This is a genomic window from Anoxybacillus amylolyticus (assembly GCF_001634285.1).
In the GTDB taxonomy this organism is placed as follows: domain Bacteria; phylum Bacillota; class Bacilli; order Bacillales; family Anoxybacillaceae; genus Anoxybacteroides; species Anoxybacteroides amylolyticum.
This window is the reverse complement of sequence record NZ_CP015438.1, coordinates 2,798,186-2,816,083: the sequence shown is the minus strand read 5'-3', so window position 1 is coordinate 2,816,083 and position 17,898 is coordinate 2,798,186. Positions and strand designations below refer to the sequence as shown.

General features: G+C 43.5%; 18 protein-coding genes and 1 riboswitch. Of the genes, 17 read left to right on the top strand and 1 reads right to left on the bottom strand.

Annotated elements, in window-relative coordinates; genetic code table 11:
• Positions 1–129 precede the first annotated feature (129 nt).
• The 10 genes from trxA (at position 130) to GFC30_RS14390 (ending at position 11,681) form a co-directional block, all read left to right on the top strand.
• Entirely contained in the window at positions 130–444 is a 315-nt protein-coding gene (gene trxA, locus GFC30_RS14435) for a thioredoxin (RefSeq protein ID WP_066326613.1), read from the top strand.
• 121 nt (positions 445–565) lie between these two features.
• Entirely contained in the window at positions 566–1,756 is a 1,191-nt protein-coding gene (locus GFC30_RS14430; RefSeq protein ID WP_409978526.1) for a hypothetical protein, read from the top strand.
• A 107-nt stretch (positions 1,757–1,863) separates the two neighbouring features.
• A complete protein-coding gene (locus tag GFC30_RS14425) occupies positions 1,864–2,826 on the top strand; it encodes an NAD-dependent epimerase/dehydratase family protein (RefSeq protein WP_066326608.1) in 963 nt (320 codons plus the stop codon).
• A complete protein-coding gene (locus tag GFC30_RS14420) occupies positions 2,823–4,301 on the top strand; it encodes an alkaline phosphatase family protein (protein ID WP_066326605.1) in 1,479 nt (492 codons plus the stop codon). The genes GFC30_RS14425 and GFC30_RS14420 overlap by 4 nt, the downstream gene beginning before the upstream one ends.
• A complete protein-coding gene (locus GFC30_RS14415; RefSeq protein WP_066326601.1) occupies positions 4,261–5,019 on the top strand; it encodes a glycosyltransferase family 2 protein in 759 nt (252 codons plus the stop codon). The genes GFC30_RS14420 and GFC30_RS14415 overlap by 41 nt, the downstream gene beginning before the upstream one ends.
• 88 nt (positions 5,020–5,107) lie before the next feature.
• Positions 5,108–5,866 carry a hypothetical protein gene (locus GFC30_RS14410; RefSeq protein WP_066326599.1) on the top strand — a complete coding sequence of 253 codons (759 nt, stop codon included), beginning with the start codon at positions 5,108–5,110 and terminating at the stop codon, positions 5,864–5,866.
• 15 nt (positions 5,867–5,881) lie between these two features.
• Positions 5,882–6,814, top strand: a complete 933-nt coding sequence (locus GFC30_RS14405) for an FTR1 family iron permease (protein ID WP_066326596.1) — start codon at positions 5,882–5,884, stop codon at positions 6,812–6,814.
• Between the two features lie 49 nt (positions 6,815–6,863).
• Positions 6,864–8,297: a nucleoporin-interacting protein gene (locus GFC30_RS14400; RefSeq protein ID WP_066326594.1), complete on the top strand. Its 1,434-nt coding sequence runs from the start codon at positions 6,864–6,866 to the stop codon at positions 8,295–8,297.
• Between the two features lie 17 nt (positions 8,298–8,314).
• Entirely contained in the window at positions 8,315–10,099 is a 1,785-nt protein-coding gene (uvrC, locus tag GFC30_RS14395; RefSeq protein WP_066326592.1) for an excinuclease ABC subunit UvrC, read from the top strand.
• 76 nt (positions 10,100–10,175) lie between these two features.
• Positions 10,176–10,355: riboswitch (Lysine riboswitch) on the top strand.
• Between the two features lie 105 nt (positions 10,356–10,460).
• Positions 10,461–11,681, top strand: a complete 1,221-nt coding sequence (locus GFC30_RS14390) for an aspartate kinase (RefSeq protein WP_066326589.1) — start codon at positions 10,461–10,463, stop codon at positions 11,679–11,681.
• Between the two features lie 18 nt (positions 11,682–11,699).
• On the opposite strand, the gene GFC30_RS14385 is transcribed toward GFC30_RS14390, so the two are convergent.
• Positions 11,700–12,176: a YslB family protein gene (locus GFC30_RS14385; protein WP_066326587.1), complete on the bottom strand. Its 477-nt coding sequence runs from the start codon at positions 12,174–12,176 to the stop codon at positions 11,700–11,702.
• Positions 12,177–12,444: 268 nt separating this feature from the next.
• Between GFC30_RS14385 and GFC30_RS14380 the strand changes: the two genes are divergently transcribed.
• The 7 genes from GFC30_RS14380 (at position 12,445) to racE (ending at position 17,869) form a co-directional block, all read left to right on the top strand.
• Positions 12,445–13,053, top strand: a complete 609-nt coding sequence (locus tag GFC30_RS14380; protein ID WP_066326586.1) for a succinate dehydrogenase cytochrome b558 subunit — start codon at positions 12,445–12,447, stop codon at positions 13,051–13,053.
• 35 nt (positions 13,054–13,088) lie between these two features.
• Positions 13,089–14,849 carry a succinate dehydrogenase flavoprotein subunit gene (sdhA, locus tag GFC30_RS14375; protein WP_066326585.1) on the top strand — a complete coding sequence of 587 codons (1,761 nt, stop codon included), beginning with the start codon at positions 13,089–13,091 and terminating at the stop codon, positions 14,847–14,849.
• A complete protein-coding gene (sdhB, locus tag GFC30_RS14370; protein ID WP_066326583.1) occupies positions 14,846–15,607 on the top strand; it encodes a succinate dehydrogenase iron-sulfur subunit in 762 nt (253 codons plus the stop codon). The genes sdhA and sdhB overlap by 4 nt, the downstream gene beginning before the upstream one ends.
• 60 nt (positions 15,608–15,667) lie before the next feature.
• Entirely contained in the window at positions 15,668–16,135 is a 468-nt protein-coding gene (locus GFC30_RS14365) for an acyl-CoA thioesterase (protein WP_066326579.1), read from the top strand.
• A gap of 127 nt (positions 16,136–16,262) precedes the next feature.
• A complete protein-coding gene (gerE, locus tag GFC30_RS14360; RefSeq protein WP_066326576.1) occupies positions 16,263–16,487 on the top strand; it encodes a spore germination transcription factor GerE in 225 nt (74 codons plus the stop codon).
• Between the two features lie 134 nt (positions 16,488–16,621).
• The gene (locus GFC30_RS14355) at positions 16,622–17,065 is read left to right on the top strand and encodes a MarR family winged helix-turn-helix transcriptional regulator (protein ID WP_066326573.1); all 444 of its coding nucleotides are present in this window, start codon (positions 16,622–16,624) and stop codon (positions 17,063–17,065) included.
• A 9-nt stretch (positions 17,066–17,074) separates the two neighbouring features.
• The gene (gene racE / locus GFC30_RS14350; protein WP_066326571.1) at positions 17,075–17,869 is read left to right on the top strand and encodes a glutamate racemase; all 795 of its coding nucleotides are present in this window, start codon (positions 17,075–17,077) and stop codon (positions 17,867–17,869) included.
• Positions 17,870–17,898 lie beyond the last annotated feature (29 nt).

The window sequence follows — 17,898 nt, the reverse complement described above, 5'->3', positions numbered from 1 at the left end:
AGCTTTGCTCGCTTTTCAGTTATAATTATTTAGTGAACGCAAATATTACAAATGAAGCAAATCATTAGCACCCCATGCAAGAAAGTGGTATACTTTGCTTACACGAGTAATGAAATAGGAGGAATGAAGATGGCTATCGTCAATGCGACGGATCAAACATTTGTAACAGAAACAAGCACAGGAGTAACGTTAGTCGATTTTTGGGCGCCTTGGTGCGGACCATGCCGCATGATTGCTCCAGTATTGGAAGAGCTTGATCAAGAAATGGGCGATAAAGTAAAAATCGTCAAAGTCAACGTCGATGAAACCCCAGATACAGCAGGGAAATTTGGCGTGATGAGCATTCCAACACTTCTCGTCTTTAAAAACGGGGAAGTAGTGGACAAAACGATTGGCTTCCAACCAAAAGAAGCGCTCGTTAGCTTGCTCAATAAACATCTATAATTTTTAGCAAGCAGTCCTTTTTGGGCTGCTTTTTTATTTTTTAATATTGACAGTGAAAATCGTTCTCTACTATAATCATAATCGTGAATGAAAATCGTTATCATATATTAGAGGGGGATACATAATGAAAAAACGGCAGTTAAAAGCAGTATTTGCGATGTTTTTACTAGCGGGAGGTGTATTAGCAGGCTGCGGAAACACAGAAAAGACAGCTACAACAGAGAAACAAGCAGAGAAGACCGAAAAAACGGAACAAACAGAGAAATCGGAAGGGGAAAAAGAAGAAATCAATTATGGCGAAGCGTTTAAAGAAGCGGTGACAGAATTAGAAAAAGCAAAAACGGGCGAAAAAGTTGACTTTGATAAAGTAACAACCATTTACACGACGAAATTGCAGGCATTAGTGCAAAAACGCGATGCGGAGTTTCAAGATACGCTTGACCAACATATTACTGCCGCATTAAGCGCTGGAAAAGACGGGTCGATGGCACCGATGGTCGTCAAGCAACTTTTTGATAAATTAATGCAAAAAGTATTTTATGCAACGATTAAACACGAATTTACCGAAGTGGAAGAACATTGGGGGAACCAAGAGAAAGTAAAAGAAGAAGTGGAAGAAGCGAAAGAATTTTATGCGATTTTGCAATCGACAGTAGAAAAACGTGACGCAGCGTACGGCACGAACCTTGTTGATACAATTAACGGAGCGTTTTCTGACATTGAAAGCGCGGTAGAAAAAGGAGACGCGTTAGCGTTTGCGCTTGGCAAACAAGTTATTGATAAAACGTTGATGAAGACATTCTACCTTGCAACAGGTGCGCTCCCACATGGATATGCATCGAAAGCTGCTGCGGAGGCGAAAGAGAACGCTGACGAAGCGAAAGTGGAGCAAGCGGAAGGATGGGCATTTTATCAATCCGTATATCCGTATATGAAAAAGCATGCGCCAGAAGAGGCAGATTACATTCTGCAACAATTTGATTTGCAAACAGATGTCAAAACGTTAGACCCAATAGCTATTAATAAAGCATTTATTCGTGGTTGGGCAAAAGTAGCGCTCCATGAATATGAGGAGAGCGAAGAAAACTGGGGACAAGATAAATCAGCAGTGACAGCGCTTGAAGGGGCATTATTTATCGATATGATTGGCAGTGACTTAAAAACGCTTTTAGGAGAGCAAGCGTTCACAACGTTGAACGATCAAGCACACAAATATTTAGAAGCTGCAAAAGCGAAAAACAAAGAAGAAGGCGAGAAATTGCTCAAACAAATCGAAGTGACATTGCATGCTGCAATCGAGAAAGCGAAATAATGAGTACGAAGCAAAAAACCTTGTATTATAGCAAGGTTTTTTGCTTTTGAAAATGCGCTGTTTTTGTTATCTTCTTTATGTACAATGTAAACGATGGGGTGGAATGATTGAATATTTTAGTAACAGGCGGTGCTGGATTTATCGGCAGCCATCTTGTGGCGCGCCTTCTTTCGTGCGGCTATGATGTGGCGGTCATTGATTGTTTTCATCCTTATTATTCGATTGAAAGGAAGCGAAAACAGTTTCAAACGTTGACAAATGGGTACCGTGTCCGGCTGTATGAAATAGACTTATTGGAGGAAGAGAAAGTAGCACAAACTTTTCAAGAATACAAACCAAATGTCGTATATCATTTAGCGGCATTGCCCGGCGTTCCTAATTCACTTTTACAGCCGCTCGCGTACGTCGATTACGACATTAAGGCGACGATTAACGTACTAAAAGCAGCAGGAAACGTAGGGACAGAGCATGTGCTGTTTGCGTCTTCTTCTTCCGTATACGGAGATTTAGGAGAGAGGCCGTTAAAAGAAGAAATGGCGACTGGACGAGTCGTTTCACCGTATGCCGCTGCGAAATACGGCGCAGAATCGTTTTGTCATGCTTATGCGCAGTTGTTTGGCTACCAACTCACAATTTTTCGTTATTTTACGGTGTATGGTCCGTGGGGACGGCCAGATATGGCAATTAGCCGATTTATCCAGCAACTGTTGCGAAACGAAACGATTACGGTATACGGGAATGCTGCTCGTGACTATACGTATGTCGATGACATTGTCACTGGAATGATTTTGGCGTTGCAGCGAAATGGAAGCAGCGATATTTTTAATTTAGGAGCAGGGCGCCCGATTACGATGGAGCAACTGCTAAGCCATTTGCGAAACGAGTTTCCAGACATGAAAGTGAATTGTGCTCCTACACGCCTTGGCGATGTAAAAGCAACGTGGGCGGATATTACAAAGGCGAAACAAGCATTTGGCTATGAACCGACGGTTACGTTTGAGGAAGGACTAGCCCGAACGATTGCATGGGCTAAAACGCATGAATCGCTCGGAAAGGAAGAAAAACAATGAAGAAAGCATCTGCATTTGAAAAAATAGCTGCCCGTTGCTGGAATTTGCTGAATGAGGGGAAGCCGTTTACGCCGATTTTTGTCATCGGGACGATGATGTTGTACCATCTGCCGGACATACGCAACGTTCATCATCTTCAGTTGCTTTTGCTAAGTGCGTTATTTGTTCTTCCTCTTTTTGCGATTTATTATGTTTATGATTTTCCGCTCTTTTTACGAAATTACTTATGGATTCCATATGTAGCGTTTTTAATCGTTTGGTCGTTTGCTGATGTGAAGCTGCTATTATTGGCGGTTGGGCTTTATTTTTTCTTCACCGTCTTTTTTTGGGGAACGCTTTATTATCATTTGCGCATTGGGACGACGTGGTGGAATTTTACTCGCTTTTGGAAGCTTGTATTAAAAAATAGCGATTCGACAAGCGGCAATGCCCAAGAACAGCTGCCAAAGTTTTTGCTTTTATTGTCGCTATGGCAGTGGGCGTATGAACAACCGTCTGTTCCACTTGGACAGCTTGCCGTCTTTTATTTCGCAGTTTTTTTGTTTGCGTGGCTACTTCATGCGAATTTGTTTGACTGGAAACCGAAAGAAATTGTCACGTATACGAATAACGCTGTTCCAACGACAGCGATCAATGACAAAGTGATTGTCATCGTCATCGATGGAATGCGAAAAGATCGATTTGAACAGGCAAACGCTCCGTTTTTAAAATCGTTACGAGCAAACGGTACGGAATTTACGCAAATGGAAACCGTCTATCCCGCTCGTACTGTCGTCTGCTTTACGTCTATGTTTACGGGAACATATCCGTTTGAACACGGCATTCGTTCGAATATGGTGTGGAAGCTAGGGATAAACGTGGAAAGTATTTTTGATTCGTTACGAAAAGTCGGGAAAAAAGGACGGCTTCTTGGCATCACCCATCTTGTCGATTCGTTCGGCGACGATGTAGAAACGGTAACGGCTGTGATGCATAACGATGTCGCAGACCGCAACATTATCGAGCGTGCAAAACTGGTGATGGAGGAACAAGATCCAGATTTGTTTATCGTGCAGTTGATTGCAACGGATCAGACTGGTCATAGCCGTGGTGTATTGTACGATGAATACATCCAAAAAATTGAAGAAGCAGATGGTTTAATTAGAGAGTATGTGGAATGGCTTGAAGCAAAAGGAAAACTCAACAATGCGACAATCATTATTTGTGCAGATCATGGGCAAGCAGATGGCATTGGAGGGCACGGTCATTTAGACGAAGGAGAGCGCTACGTGCCATTTTTTATGTATGGTCCTGCGATTGAGCGCGGAAAGCGAGTGGAAGAGAAAAAAAGCTTGGTATCGGTCGCCCCGACAATTGCTTATTTATTAGGTGCGCCATACCCGAGCCATAGCCGTGGTCCAGTATTAACAGAGGCAATACGAAAGAAGGGGAACGATGAAAACGCAAAAAGTGATCGTCTTTTTACCAGCATATAATGAAGAACAGTCTATAGGTGAAGTGATTCGCAGTGTTCCACGCCATTTTCATCCATGTATAGAAGTGCGTGTGCTCGTCATTGATGACGGCTCCACCGATCGGACCGTAGAAGTCGCGAAAGAGGCAGGCGCGGATTACGTGTATCAGATGTCCCGAAATAGCGGGCTTGGTGCGGCTGTCCGACAAGGATTGCAACAATGCCTTCATCTTGGCGCCGATATCGGCGTCATGATTGATGCTGATAATGAATACCCTGCTGAACAAATTCCGGAGTTGCTTGCCCCTATTTTTAAAGGAGAAGCAGACTATACGATGGGATCGCGGTTTCTCGGGGAGATTCGCGGAATGAAATGGCACCGCCGGATGGGCAATTATTGTTTTACAGTGCTCCAATCGCTTTTGTTGCGAACGTGGATTTACGATGGCCAATCTGGCATGCGTGCTTTTTCGCGGCAAGCGATGGAACATGCCGACATTATTCATGATTACAATTATGCCCAAGTGTTGACACTAAATTTAGTTCGAAAAGGATTTCGGATGAAAGAAGTGCCCATTCGCTATAAAGTGCGGACAACAGGGCAATCGTTTATTAAGTTTGGAGCGTATATGAAGGCGGTGCTTCCAGCAATTTGGAGAGAAATGAAACGGCCGGTGCAAAAAGTAGCAATTGACCGTTCTGCTCATGTGTTGCCAGATGTCGATGAAAAAGTGTCTTAAGAACGAAGGAAGGACGTCCTCCCTTCGTTCTATTGACAAGAAATATGATAATCATTATCATTGAAAGTATAGGAGGGGACGAAAACGAATGAAAAAGCTACGTCTATTTTTTTTGATATCGTTGATATTCATTCTCACCCATGTGCCGATGACTGCTTTTGCTTATTCATACGGAGACCCGAACGAAGAAAAAGTGGCGGAAGTGTATAAGCAAATGGCGGAAAAGTTAAACGAGAATCCACCAAATTTTGCCGAGGCGAAAACGATTTTTGAAACGGTAAAAGAAGAACTGGATATGCATATGGGGAAAGAGCCGTCCGAAGCGGTATTAAAAGCTATTGCGGCGAAAGACAAGAATGCTGTCTTAGAAGATATGAAAAAAATTTTAGTGCTAAACATCGCAAGAAGACTAGAAAACATTGAGAAAAATTTTGAACAGTACGATACAAGCAAACGGTTACTAGCGAAAGCATTTGCTACATACGAAGCGCTTTCCCCATCGATTCAAGCAAAAGATGCGGTGCTTGATCAACAGCTAAAAAAAGAATTTGACAACGCGCTCCAATCGTTAGGAAATCCAGGATTGTTTGGCGTCGGAAAAAAACAATCGAATATTGAACAGTTTAAGAAAAGCAAAGAAATGATTTTAACAACATTACAAAAGCAATTCGGGTTAAAAAGCTTAAAAGTTGGTCATTTTTCCGAGTCGGCAGTCGAAAAGCCAGAAGCGGTAGAGAAAAAAGAATGGACCGATTTATCTAAGGCGAAAAACTGGATTCCGATTGCTGTACTTGTAATTGTCATTGTTGGGGTTGTTGTGTATTCCGTGCGACGGAAACGTGCATAGAAAGGGGAACGAGCGATGGAAGTTCAAGCGCTGTTAATTACGTTTCGTGAAGTGTTAGAGGCATTGCTTATTGTCGGTATTATTACGTCGTATTTGAAACGGGTCAATCATACGAAATATACGAAATATGTATGGCTTGGGGCTGGCTTAGCGGTCGTTGCCAGCGTTGCGGTGGCGCTTCTTTTCCAAGTCGTATTTACCGGCTTTGCCGCAATGGGCAGCGAAATATATTTAAAAATTTCGATTATGTTTATTTCGGCGCTTTTATTGACACAAATGGTGTTTTGGATGGCGGAACATAGCCGCGAGATGAAAAAAAACGTGGAAGGGAAAATGGATCGTTTTATTACGACCGGAAACGTTGTCGGCATGGTCATTCACTCGTTTTTAGTCGTGCTTCGTGAAGGGGTAGAAACGGTATTTTTCTTTGCAGCGATTACTGGTGGAAATATCGGTGCGGCCATGCAAGGCTGGGGCGCGATTACCGGCGTTGTCATCGCAGCATTCGTCAGCTACATTTTCTTTAAAGGGACGATGCGTGTGCCGCTAAAAACGTTTTTTCAAGTTACAGGTGCATTTATTATTTTGATTGCTGCTGGCTTACTCGTCCAAGGGATTTCGATGTTGCAAGATTTAAACATTATCGGGAGTGTCATGCCGCACGTGTACGATTTAACGTGGCTATTGCCGGAACATCCGATTGATTATGACCATTATTTGCGTGACCATGGGGTAGCACCGTTATTATCAGGAGATGTTGGGGTGTTTTTAAAAGCGCTATTCGGTTATTCCTCAATGCCATCGTTGGAAGAAGTCATTGCCTATGTCGGCTATTTTGTCGTCATTTATTTACTTATTACGAGCCGTCAATCGAAAACGGCGAAAAACGAAAAGCAAAAAAACACGAACGTTGAAGCGCTTCAATCAGAAACGAAACATGTGATTTAAAAGTACAAGAACTTATCTTGTACTTTTTCCTTTGTAGAAGGTGAAAAAAATGCGTCAATATTTTCTGGGAAATCATCGATATTTGTCATATTTTGGAGTATTATTTCTTTTTTTGGTCACTTGCATAGAGATCATGTATGCAAGTCCGTACGCAGCGACATGGGATCAAGTCGATTTTGTGCTTGCTTTAGATCGCTATGATTTATTGTCGATGCAGCCACATTTTCCTGGCTACCCGTATTTCATTTTGGGTGGAATGATTGTTCATTCATTTGTTGAAAATCCAGCAAAAGCATTGGTGATTTTTAACGTTCTTCTTCTCGCGTCAGCGAACATTCCTCTTTTTTTGTTAGCGCGAAAATATGGAAAAGAAGAAACGGCTTGGCTTGTTGTTGCGCTTGTGCAGTCGGCAAGCTATGCAATGATTATTGTCACCCAGCCGATGTCAGAAGGAGCGGCGTTAGCCGTTTTATGGTGGTACGTTTGGGCAGTCGAACGGGCGCACGAACGGCTAACATTTTGGGAGCACGTGCTTCCGCTTTTCTTTTTAGGGATTTTGCTCGGAATCCGCCTTTCGTATCTTCCGTTTGTAGTCGCCCTTTTGTGTTTATGGTATAACGATTGGAAACAGCACCATCAGTGGCGGCGTATCATATTTTTGGCTCTTATTGCGTTGTCTTTTCAACTCATTTGGGTGATAGCGGTCGCATCGACGGAAGGAAACATCATTAGTTTCTTAAAATTAGCGTTTTCGTTTACGAACGGACATTTTCAAGAGTGGGGCGGGACGGTGTCAAGTGATCCGATGCCGTTTTGGCAACGAACGATTCATTTTTTCATTTTTAATGTCCTCTGGGTTGGAATGGCTTGTCAGTCGATGGTGCTGCTCGGAGCGTTAGGATGGATGTTTTTAACATCTGACCGCTCCAATCGTGTGTCACGTACGTTTCTTATTACGATGGTGGCATATCTTTTCTGGGCGTTAGCTGCGCAAAACATTGATAAACCTCGCCACATTCTCCCGCTTGCACAAGGGGCGTTGTTTTATGGAGCGATTCATTATTTGGCACGAAATAATTTGCTACGCAGGCGGTTATTGATTAGTGGAACGATTATCGTTCAGCTGCTAGTCGGCATTTTCCATCTGCGGGAGGCACAACAGTTGCCGGCTACGTATCAATTAGCGAATGATTTACAAAAGAAGACGGAATCGTTTATTGTATATACGTGGGAAGAAGCGAGGGTATTTGATTATTTACACGTAGCGTTTCCGTATCAAGAAGCGCTTCATTTTTCCTTTTTTCATCAGCATCGTGCAAACTATCAACAGACAAAAATTTATTTGACCGATCATGTAGTGAAAGGATTTCGCGCCCAAGGAGTACCGCTTACCGGCCATTTGCGCAAAATAAAAACGTACCATTCTAGTACGCTCGTTGATCCGGTGTATGGGAACATTACGTTGTATGAGTGGATAGACTAAACATTGGAGTGGTTATGATGCATGATCACTTAAAAGAAAAGCTAGCTGTTTTGCCAGAACAACCAGGCTGTTATTTGATGAAAGATAAAAACGGAACGGTCATTTATGTTGGCAAGGCGAAAGTGTTAAAAAATCGGGTGCGTTCGTATTTTACAGGGACACATGACGGAAAAACGTTGCGACTAGTGAACGAAATGGCCGATTTTGAGTACATTGTGACATCCTCTAACATTGAAGCGCTTATTTTAGAAATGAATTTAATTAAAAAGTACGATCCGAAATATAATGTCATGTTAAAAGATGACAAAAGTTATCCGTTTTTAAAAATTACTGCGGAAGAACACCCACGGTTAATCATTACAAGAAAAGTGCAAAAAGACCGCGGAAAATATTTTGGACCGTACCCGAACGTCCAAGCAGCAAAAGAAACGAAAAAGCTACTCGACCGCATTTACCCGTTGCGCAAATGTGAGTCAATTCCGAATCGGGTCTGTATATATCACCATATAGGGCAATGTTTAGCGCCGTGCATTTACCCGATTTCCGCCGAACAAAACAAAGAAATTGTCGACCAAATTGTCCGGTTTTTAAACGGAGGACACCAAGCAGTCAAAAAAGAGTTGACGGAAAAAATGAGGAAGGCAGCGGAAGCGTTAGAATTTGAACGGGCGAAAGAATATCGTGACCAAATCGCCTATATTGATGCGTTGATGGAAAAGCAAAAAATGACGATGAACGACTTTGTCGATCGGGATGTGTTCGGTTATGCGTACGATAAAGGGTGGATGTGCGTGCAAGTGTTTTTTATCCGCCAAGGTAAGCTTATTGAGCGTGACGTTTCCATATTTCCGTTGTACCAAGATCCCGACGAAGAACTGTTGACGTTTTTAGGACAGTTTTACGAAAGAGCCAACCACTTGAAACCGAAGGAGGTCGTTTTACCGCAAGAAGTAGATGGTGAGTTGGCGGAGCAGCTTCTCGAAGTCAAAGTGACGCAACCGAAATCAGGAAAGAAAAAAGAATTAGTTGATTTAGCGTGCAAAAATGCGGCACTGGCATTAAAAGAGAAATTTTATTTTGTGCAGCGTGATGAAGAACGGACGATTAAGGCGGTCGAAAACTTAGGAAAGGCGCTAGGAATTGCTGTTCCACATCGAATCGAGGCGTTTGATAATTCTAATATTCACGGGACGGATCCAGTTTCAGCGATGGTTGTTTTTATCGATGGGAAACCAGTGAAAAAGGAATATCGAAAATATAAAATTAAAACGGTCCAAGGTCCTGATGACTATGAATCGATGCGTGAAGTTGTGCGCCGTCGCTATACGCGTGTGCTTAAAGAGAGCCTCCCGCTTCCTGACCTTATTCTCATTGACGGAGGAAAAGGACATTTAGCTGCTGTTCGCGATGTGTTAGAAAATGAACTTGGACTAGACATACCATTAGCAGGTCTTGCCAAAGATGACCGGCATCGGACGTCGGAGTTACTCATGGGCGACCCACCACAAATTGTACCACTTCCGCGCCATAGCCAAGAATTTTATTTATTGCAGCGCATTCAAGAAGAAGTGCATCGATTTGCCGTCACGTTTCATCGGCAGACGCGTGGAAAAACGATGTTTCAGTCGATATTAGACGATATTCCAGGTGTTGGGGAAAAACGAAAAAAAGCGCTCTTGCAATATTTTGGCTCCGTGAGACAGATGAAAGAAGCGAGCATCGAAGAATTGCAAAAAGCAGGCGTTCCATGGCATGTGGCGGAAAAAGTATTTGAAAAGCTACAAGAATATGATGGAAAATAAGCAAAAGGAATTGTCAAACGGGAAAAAAATTGTTATAATTCACATAACTGAATATTTATACGCTTTCGAACACGAAAGTGATGATAGAGGTGCGAACTTCAAGAGTAGACATTCGGAGGAAAATGAGTTCTGAAGAGGAATGTTGAAAGGGGAGCGTCGCCGAAGTGGGGAAAGTCTCATTGCTTTTCCTGCTGGTTCTGCGTTGAAGAAATGTAGGACTGTCAAGATGGATTCATCTTGGAGCGCTATCTCACTGTGTGGAACGAGTTTTTTGTTTCGCCACAGCAATGAGAAGCCTCTCATTGCTGTTTTTTCTTTTCTATACCGGTATAGAAACACCATAGAATAAAGGATGGGGAAAATGGGAATTATTGTACAAAAATTTGGAGGAACATCCGTCGGCTCGATTGAGCGGATTCAACACGTCGCCAATCGAGTGATAGCGGAAGTGAACAATGGAAAAGAAGTCGTTGTCGTTGTTTCTGCGATGGGAAAAACAACGGATGAACTTGTTCAACTTGCAAAGCAACTTACAAATCATCCGAACAAACGAGAAATGGACATGCTTTTGTCTACTGGGGAACAAGTAAGCATTGCGCTTTTAGCGATGGCATTAGAAGCAAAAGGACAACGGGCAGTATCGTTAACTGGTTGGCAAGCAGGAATTCAAACAGAAGCGGTACATGGTAACGCCCGGATCTCGCATATTGATACTGCGCGAATCAAGGCTCATTTGCAGGAAGGAAAAGTAGTTATTGTCGCTGGATTCCAAGGAGTGACAACAGATGGTGAGATTACAACGCTCGGCCGCGGAGGCTCAGATACGACGGCAGTGGCGCTTGCCGCGGCGCTAGAAGCAGAAAAATGCGACATTTACACCGATGTTACCGGCGTATTTACGACCGACCCGCGCTATGTGAAACAAGCCCGAAAATTGCAAGAAATTTCTTATGATGAGATGTTAGAGCTGGCGAATTTAGGAGCTGGCGTTTTGCATCCGCGCGCAGTAGAGTTCGCGAAAAATTACCAAGTACCGCTTGAAGTTCGTTCGAGCATGGCCGAGGAATCTGGCACAATCGTGAAGGAGGAAGTTTCGATGGAGCAACATTTAATTGTTCGAGGCATTGCATTTGAAGACCAAGTAACGAGAGTAACCGTACAACATTTGCCAAAAGACTTACAAACGTTGCCGGCAATATTTACAGCACTAGCTAACCGTGGCATCAATGTTGATATTATCATTCAAAGCACGACGAGCAGCGAAACGACCTCTGTTTCGTTCTCCATTCACACCGAAGACTTGCAAGAAACGTTGGAAGTGTTGCAGTCGTGGGAAGGAATAGACGTAGAACACGAAAGCCAGCTAGCGAAAGTATCCATCGTCGGCTCAGGTATGATTTCTAATCCAGGCGTTGCGGCGCAAATGTTTCAAGTATTAGCAGCTAAAGGCATTGAGGTGAAAATGGTCAGTACATCAGAAATTAAAATTTCTACGGTCATTGCCCAAGAAAAAATGGTCGCAGCGGTAGAAGCGTTGCATGTAGCCTTTCAATTAGAAGAAAAAGAAGCGGTTGTATCGTAAGCGAAACCCGTTCAGCTGTCACTCGACAGTCGAACGGGTTTCCTCTAACACCGCATCTCTTTGATCCCATTTAATCGTAAAAATGACCTTTTTTGCCCGTTTTTTCGGTTGTTCGTATGCTTCGGCAATGCAGCGTTTTTGTTGTTCCATTTGTTGCGCAAGAAACCCAGCTTCTAGCGAAAACGAGCAGTCATTATTCATGGATATGCGTGTGGCAATAAGCTCTCCCGTTAATTCCACTTCTAGCTCGTCGCGCCGTTCGTTTATGACAGTGAGTGTGCCCCAACCGGCTTTAGCAAAAAAAGCGATGATTTCTTCGAATGTATCGAGTGGATATTGTCGGGCGAGCCGCTTTCCTGCCCAATATAAAATGCTAGTGGTTTCTTTTCCAAGCAAATCTGGAAGTAATACTTCACGAAGAAGTTCGTAGCCGAAGCCAGGCACGGTAATCGATTCGAGCGTTTCATGTTGCTGTTGAAAAGATACGTTTTTCACAGACTTCCCCTCTTTCTACCATCATTATAGCCGAACAAACCGGAGAAATCAGTAATTTTCTTTCGATTTTTCGGTGTTTATTGTTTTAATTTTCGAATGATTGAACATTTTATGAACTCGTTTTCTTGACGCTACTACTAGATGGGAGTACAATGGATGTGACCATGATTAATGGAAATGGAAGCATTTACAGTTCCGTTAGTCAACGAGTGTGGATGGGGAGTGCGCTTTCTTCGTTGTCACTATTTCAAAAAAGGGGGTTCATTATATGGCAGGAAATCGCGAATTTTTTTATCGTCGGCTTCATTCATTGCTAGGAGTGATTCCAGTCGGTCTTTTTTTGACGCAGCATTTAATTGTTAATCATTTTGCAACACAAGGTCCGGAAGCGTTTAACCGTGCGGCTTCATTCATGGGGAATTTACCGTTCCGCTACTTTTTAGAAATTTTTATTATTTTCCTTCCGCTAGTGTTTCACGCCATTTACGGACTCTATATTGCTTTTACAGCACAAAATAATGTGAGCAGATACGGCTATTTCCGCAACTGGATGTTCATGCTACAACGATTGACAGGCGTAATTACGCTTATCTTCGTGACGTGGCACGTCTGGGAAACGCGCGTGCAAGCAGCAATTGGAGCAGAAGTAAACTACGATATGATGGCTAACATTGTGGACAACCCGTTCATGCTTGGTTTTTACATCGTCGGAATTGTGTCAACGGTCTTCCATTTTGCCAACGGGTTATGGTCTTTCTGTGTAAGCTGGGGACTTACGGTGACGCCACGTTCACAACAGATTTTTACATATGTGACAATGGCGATTTTCGTCGCGCTTTCGATCGTTGGCATCCGTGCCATTTTAGCATTCGCTTAATCCACAACTAGCAATTTTTTAGGGAGTGAGTAACGATGAAAAAAGGAAAAATCATAGTAGTTGGCGGTGGTCTTGCCGGATTGATGGCAACCATTAAAATCGCCGAAGCAGGTGTGCCAGTCGAGCTGTTTTCGCTTGTGCCAGTAAAGCGGTCTCACTCTGTTTGCGCTCAAGGTGGGATTAACGGTGCGGTGAATACGAAAGGGGAAGGCGATTCTCCGTGGGAACATTTTGATGATACCGTATACGGCGGCGACTTTTTAGCAAACCAGCCACCGGTAAAGGCGATGTGTGAAGCAGCCCCAGGCATTATTTATTTGCTTGATCGGATGGGCGTTATGTTCAACCGCACGCCGGAAGGATTGTTAGACTTCCGCCGGTTCGGTGGGACGCAACATCACCGGACGGCGTTCGCGGGCGCAACGACGGGACAACAGCTTCTTTACGCATTGGACGAGCAAGTTCGCCGTCATGAAGTGGCAGGATTAGTGACGAAATATGAAGGATGGGAGTTTTTAGGCGCGGTATTGGACGATGAACAAATTTGCCGCGGAATCGTTGCGCAAAACTTAACGACGATGGAAATTAAGTCGTTCCCAGCAGATGCCGTCATCATGGCAACAGGCGGACCAGGGATTATTTTTGGAAAATCGACAAACTCCATCATTAACACAGGTTCTGCAGCATCGATTGTATACCAACAAGGTGCGTATTATGCGAACGGCGAGTTTATTCAAATTCACCCAACAGCGATTCCAGGGGACGACAAATTACGTCTCATGAGTGAATCAGCGCGTGGGGAAGGCGGACGTGTCTGGACATATAAAGACGGAAAACCGTGGTATTTCTTAGAAGAGAAATATCCAGCTTACGGAAACCTTGTGCCGCGTGATATTGCGACACGGGAAATTTTCCACGTGTGCGTTGACTTAAAGCTCGGCATTAACGGCGAAAACATGGTATACCTTGACCTTTCGCATAAAGATCCGAAAGAATTGGACATTAAATTAGGCGGAATCATTGAAATTTATGAAAAATTTATGGGCGAAGACCCACGCAAAGTACCAATGAAAATTTTCCCTGCCGTTCACTACTCAATGGGCGGTCTATGGGTCGATTACGATCAAATGACGAATATTAAAGGACTGTTCGCAGCAGGGGAATGCGACTATTCGATGCACGGTGCGAACCGATTAGGAGCAAACTCTCTTCTATCTGCCATTTATGGTGGCATGGTCGCAGGTCCGAAAGCGGTAGAATACATGAAAGGATTAGAAAAATCAGCAGATGCAATGCCTTCTTCATTGTACGATCGCTACCGCAAACAAGAAGAAGAGCGCTGGGAAAACATTTTATCGATGGACGGAACAGAGAATGCTTACGTGCTTCATAAAGAGCTTGGCGAATGGATGACCGACAACGTCACCATCGTTCGTTATAACGATAAACTGTTAAAAACAGACGAGAAGATCCAAGAGTTGATGGAGCGCTATAAAAACATTAGCATTACTGATACTGCGAAATGGAGCAACCAAGGAGCGTCGTTCACTCGTCAACTATACAACATGCTTCAATTGGCGCGTGTCATTACGCTTGGCGCTTACAACCGGAACGAAAGCCGCGGCGCTCACTATAAGCCGGAATTCCCAGAGCGCAACGACGAAGAGTGGCTCAAAACAACGATGGCTCGTTTCACTCCGGACGGTCCAGCGTTCCATTACGAAGATGTCGATACGTCGTTAATTAAACCGCGCAAACGCGACTATTCGAAAAAGAAAGAGGAAGTGAAATCATGAGCGAGAAAAAAACGATTCGCCTCATCGTCATACGGCAAGATCGTCCAGATTCTACGCCATACGAAGAGGAGTTTGAAATTCCGTATCGCCCGAATATGAACGTCATTTCTGCATTAATGGAAATTCGTCGCAATCCGGTGAACGCGAAAGGGGAAAAAACGACACCGGTGACGTGGGATATGAACTGTTTAGAAGAAGTGTGCGGCGCTTGCTCAATGGTCATTAATGGAAAACCGCGCCAATCCTGTACCGCTCTGATTGATAAATTGGAGCAGCCAATCCGACTAGAGCCGATGCGCACGTTCCCAGTGGTGCGGGACTTGCAAGTTGACCGTAGTCGCATGTTCGATTCATTGAAAAAAGTAAAAGCATGGATTCCGATTGATGGAACGTACGATTTAGGACCAGGTCCGCGCATGCCAGAGCGGAAACGGCAATGGGCGTATGAACTTTCGAAATGTATGACGTGTGGAGTTTGTTTAGAAGCGTGTCCAAACGTAAACAGCAAATCGAACTTTATCGGTCCAGCACCGCTTTCCCAAGTGCGGTTATTTAACGCGCATCCAACTGGCGCCATGCATAAAGCAGAGCGGTTGGCAGCCATTATGGGAGATGGAGGATTGGCAAACTGCGGAAATTCGCAAAACTGCGTACAATCTTGCCCGAAAGGCATTCCGCTAACGACATCGATTGCTGCACTAAACCGCGAAGCAACGGTTCAAATGTTCCGCAACTTCTTCGGCAGCGACGAAGTATAAGGAAAAAAATCCTCTTCACGTTTTCTCGTGAAGGGGATTTTTATTAAAGGGGGAAGGACAATGGGGAAAATTTCATATATCGAAAATTTAGAGGAGTGGCAGCGTTCGTTTCATTTTTTTCGTCGCATCAAAGTCCGTTTTTGTGAAACGGACATGTTTGGTCATTTAAATAACACCGTATCGTTTATTTATTTTGAAGAAGTGCGGACGGAATTTTTACAAACGCTTAGGTTTATGGATTATTGGACGAGTAAGGAATCGGCAGAAATTCCGGTAGTAGCGGACTTGCAATGCGATTTTTTAAAACAAGTTTTTTTTGGCGATGAACTATATGTATACGTGAAAGTGCACGACATTGGTCGCTCGTCTGTCGACTTGCATTATATGGCGAAAAAAGATAACAAAGAAGTTGTTTTTGTCGGACGGGGTACGCTTGTGCAAATTAATAAACATACAGGAAAAAGCGTTCCGTGGAGCGACGAGATGCGGCAAAAGCTCCAACAGTCTCAAACGATGTTGGTGATATAGAATAACACCTATTTTTTACGAGAATGGCGAAATTCAGTCACCGTACTCCTTTGCTTCACATACTATATGGTGAATAAATACCCATCCGGTAGTTCAGGTCTGGTGAAAGCAAGGAGGGTTATCGTACTTGAAGGACAAATCGTTTCCATCAAAGCCATTACTCACCAAAAGAGAAAGAGAAGTGTTCGAATTATTAGTTCAAGATAAGACGACAAAAGAGATTGCTAGCGAGCTGTTTATTAGTGAAAAAACGGTCCGCAACCACATTTCGAATGCGATGCAAAAGCTTGGAGTGAAGGGGCGCTCTCAAGCGGTCATTGAATTGCTTCGAATGGGGGAGCTTGAACTATAATGCATACCGGCTATCCTTAGTCATAAGGTAGCCGGTTTATTATTGATTTTTGTATTGATTATGCGGAAAAGTGTAGTAAAATGAAAATGGCTTGCATTTCTATAGGAAATCACGGGCACGATCGGGGAGATGGTATGTCGTTTGAGGTCGAAGAAAAAGCCGTTATCGAATTGGAGAAGTCACTACGGTACATCGCAGCCCTTTTAAAGCAAAAAGGGAGAGAAATTTTAACGAGTTATCCGATTACTCCGCCGCAGTTTGTCGCTTTGCAATGGCTGTTAGAAGAAGGCGATATGACGATTGGTGAATTGTCCAATAAAATGTATTTAGCATGTAGTACAACGACCGATTTAGTCGATCGAATGGAGAAAAACGGTCTTGTTGCAAGAATAAGAGACCGGCACGATCGTCGTGTTGTGCGCATCCACCTTTTGAAAGAAGGGGAGCGCATCATTGAAGAAGTGATAAAAAAGCGTCAGCACGATTTAGCGCAAGTGCTAAAAAACTTTTCTGAAGAAGAAATTATGTTTCTAGAGAAAACGTTAAAAAAGTTGCATCAAGAAATGAAAAAAGAATGAGGCGATCACTTGGAACGACCAATTGGTGTTATTGATTCAGGAGTTGGAGGACTGACTGTCGCAAAGGAAATGATGCGGCAGCTGCCGAAAGAACGCATTATTTATCTTGGTGATACGGCGCGTTGCCCGTATGGTCCGCGCCCTGTGGAAGAAATTCGTCAGTTTACATGGGAAATGACGAATTATTTATTGTGTTATGATATTAAAATGCTCGTCATTGCATGCAACACGGCGACCGCAGTCGTGTTAGAAGAAATTCGGGAGAAACTCCCGATTCCTGTCATTGGTGTTGTGCATCCTGGGGCGCGCGCGGCATTAAAAGCAACGAAAAACGAGCACATCGGTGTGATTGGTACAATCGGAACGGTGAAAAGTGGTGCATATGAAAAAGCGCTAAAATCGATTAATACTCGTGTTCATGTGGAAAGCTTAGCTTGTCCGAAATTTGTTCCGCTTGTAGAAAACGGAATTTTTGACGGGGCGGAAGCGAAGCAAATTGTGGCGGAATCACTAGAACCATTGAAAACAAGCGATATTGACGTGCTCATTTTAGGCTGCACTCACTATCCGCTGTTAAGCCCGCTCATTCATGAGTATATGGGGAAAAAAGTGAAACTGATTTGTTCAGGGGATGAAACGGCTCGTGAAGTAAGTGCTATTTTGCATCATAGCGGATTGTTAAATACAGGGGAACGCCGTGACGCTCATCTCTTCTTGACAACTGGACCGAAAGAACTGTTCCAAAAAATTGCGTCTGAATGGTTTGGGCAACCGATAGAGAACGTCCACACGATTGAACTATAAAAATCCTTTAGCCAATTCGGCTAGAGGAT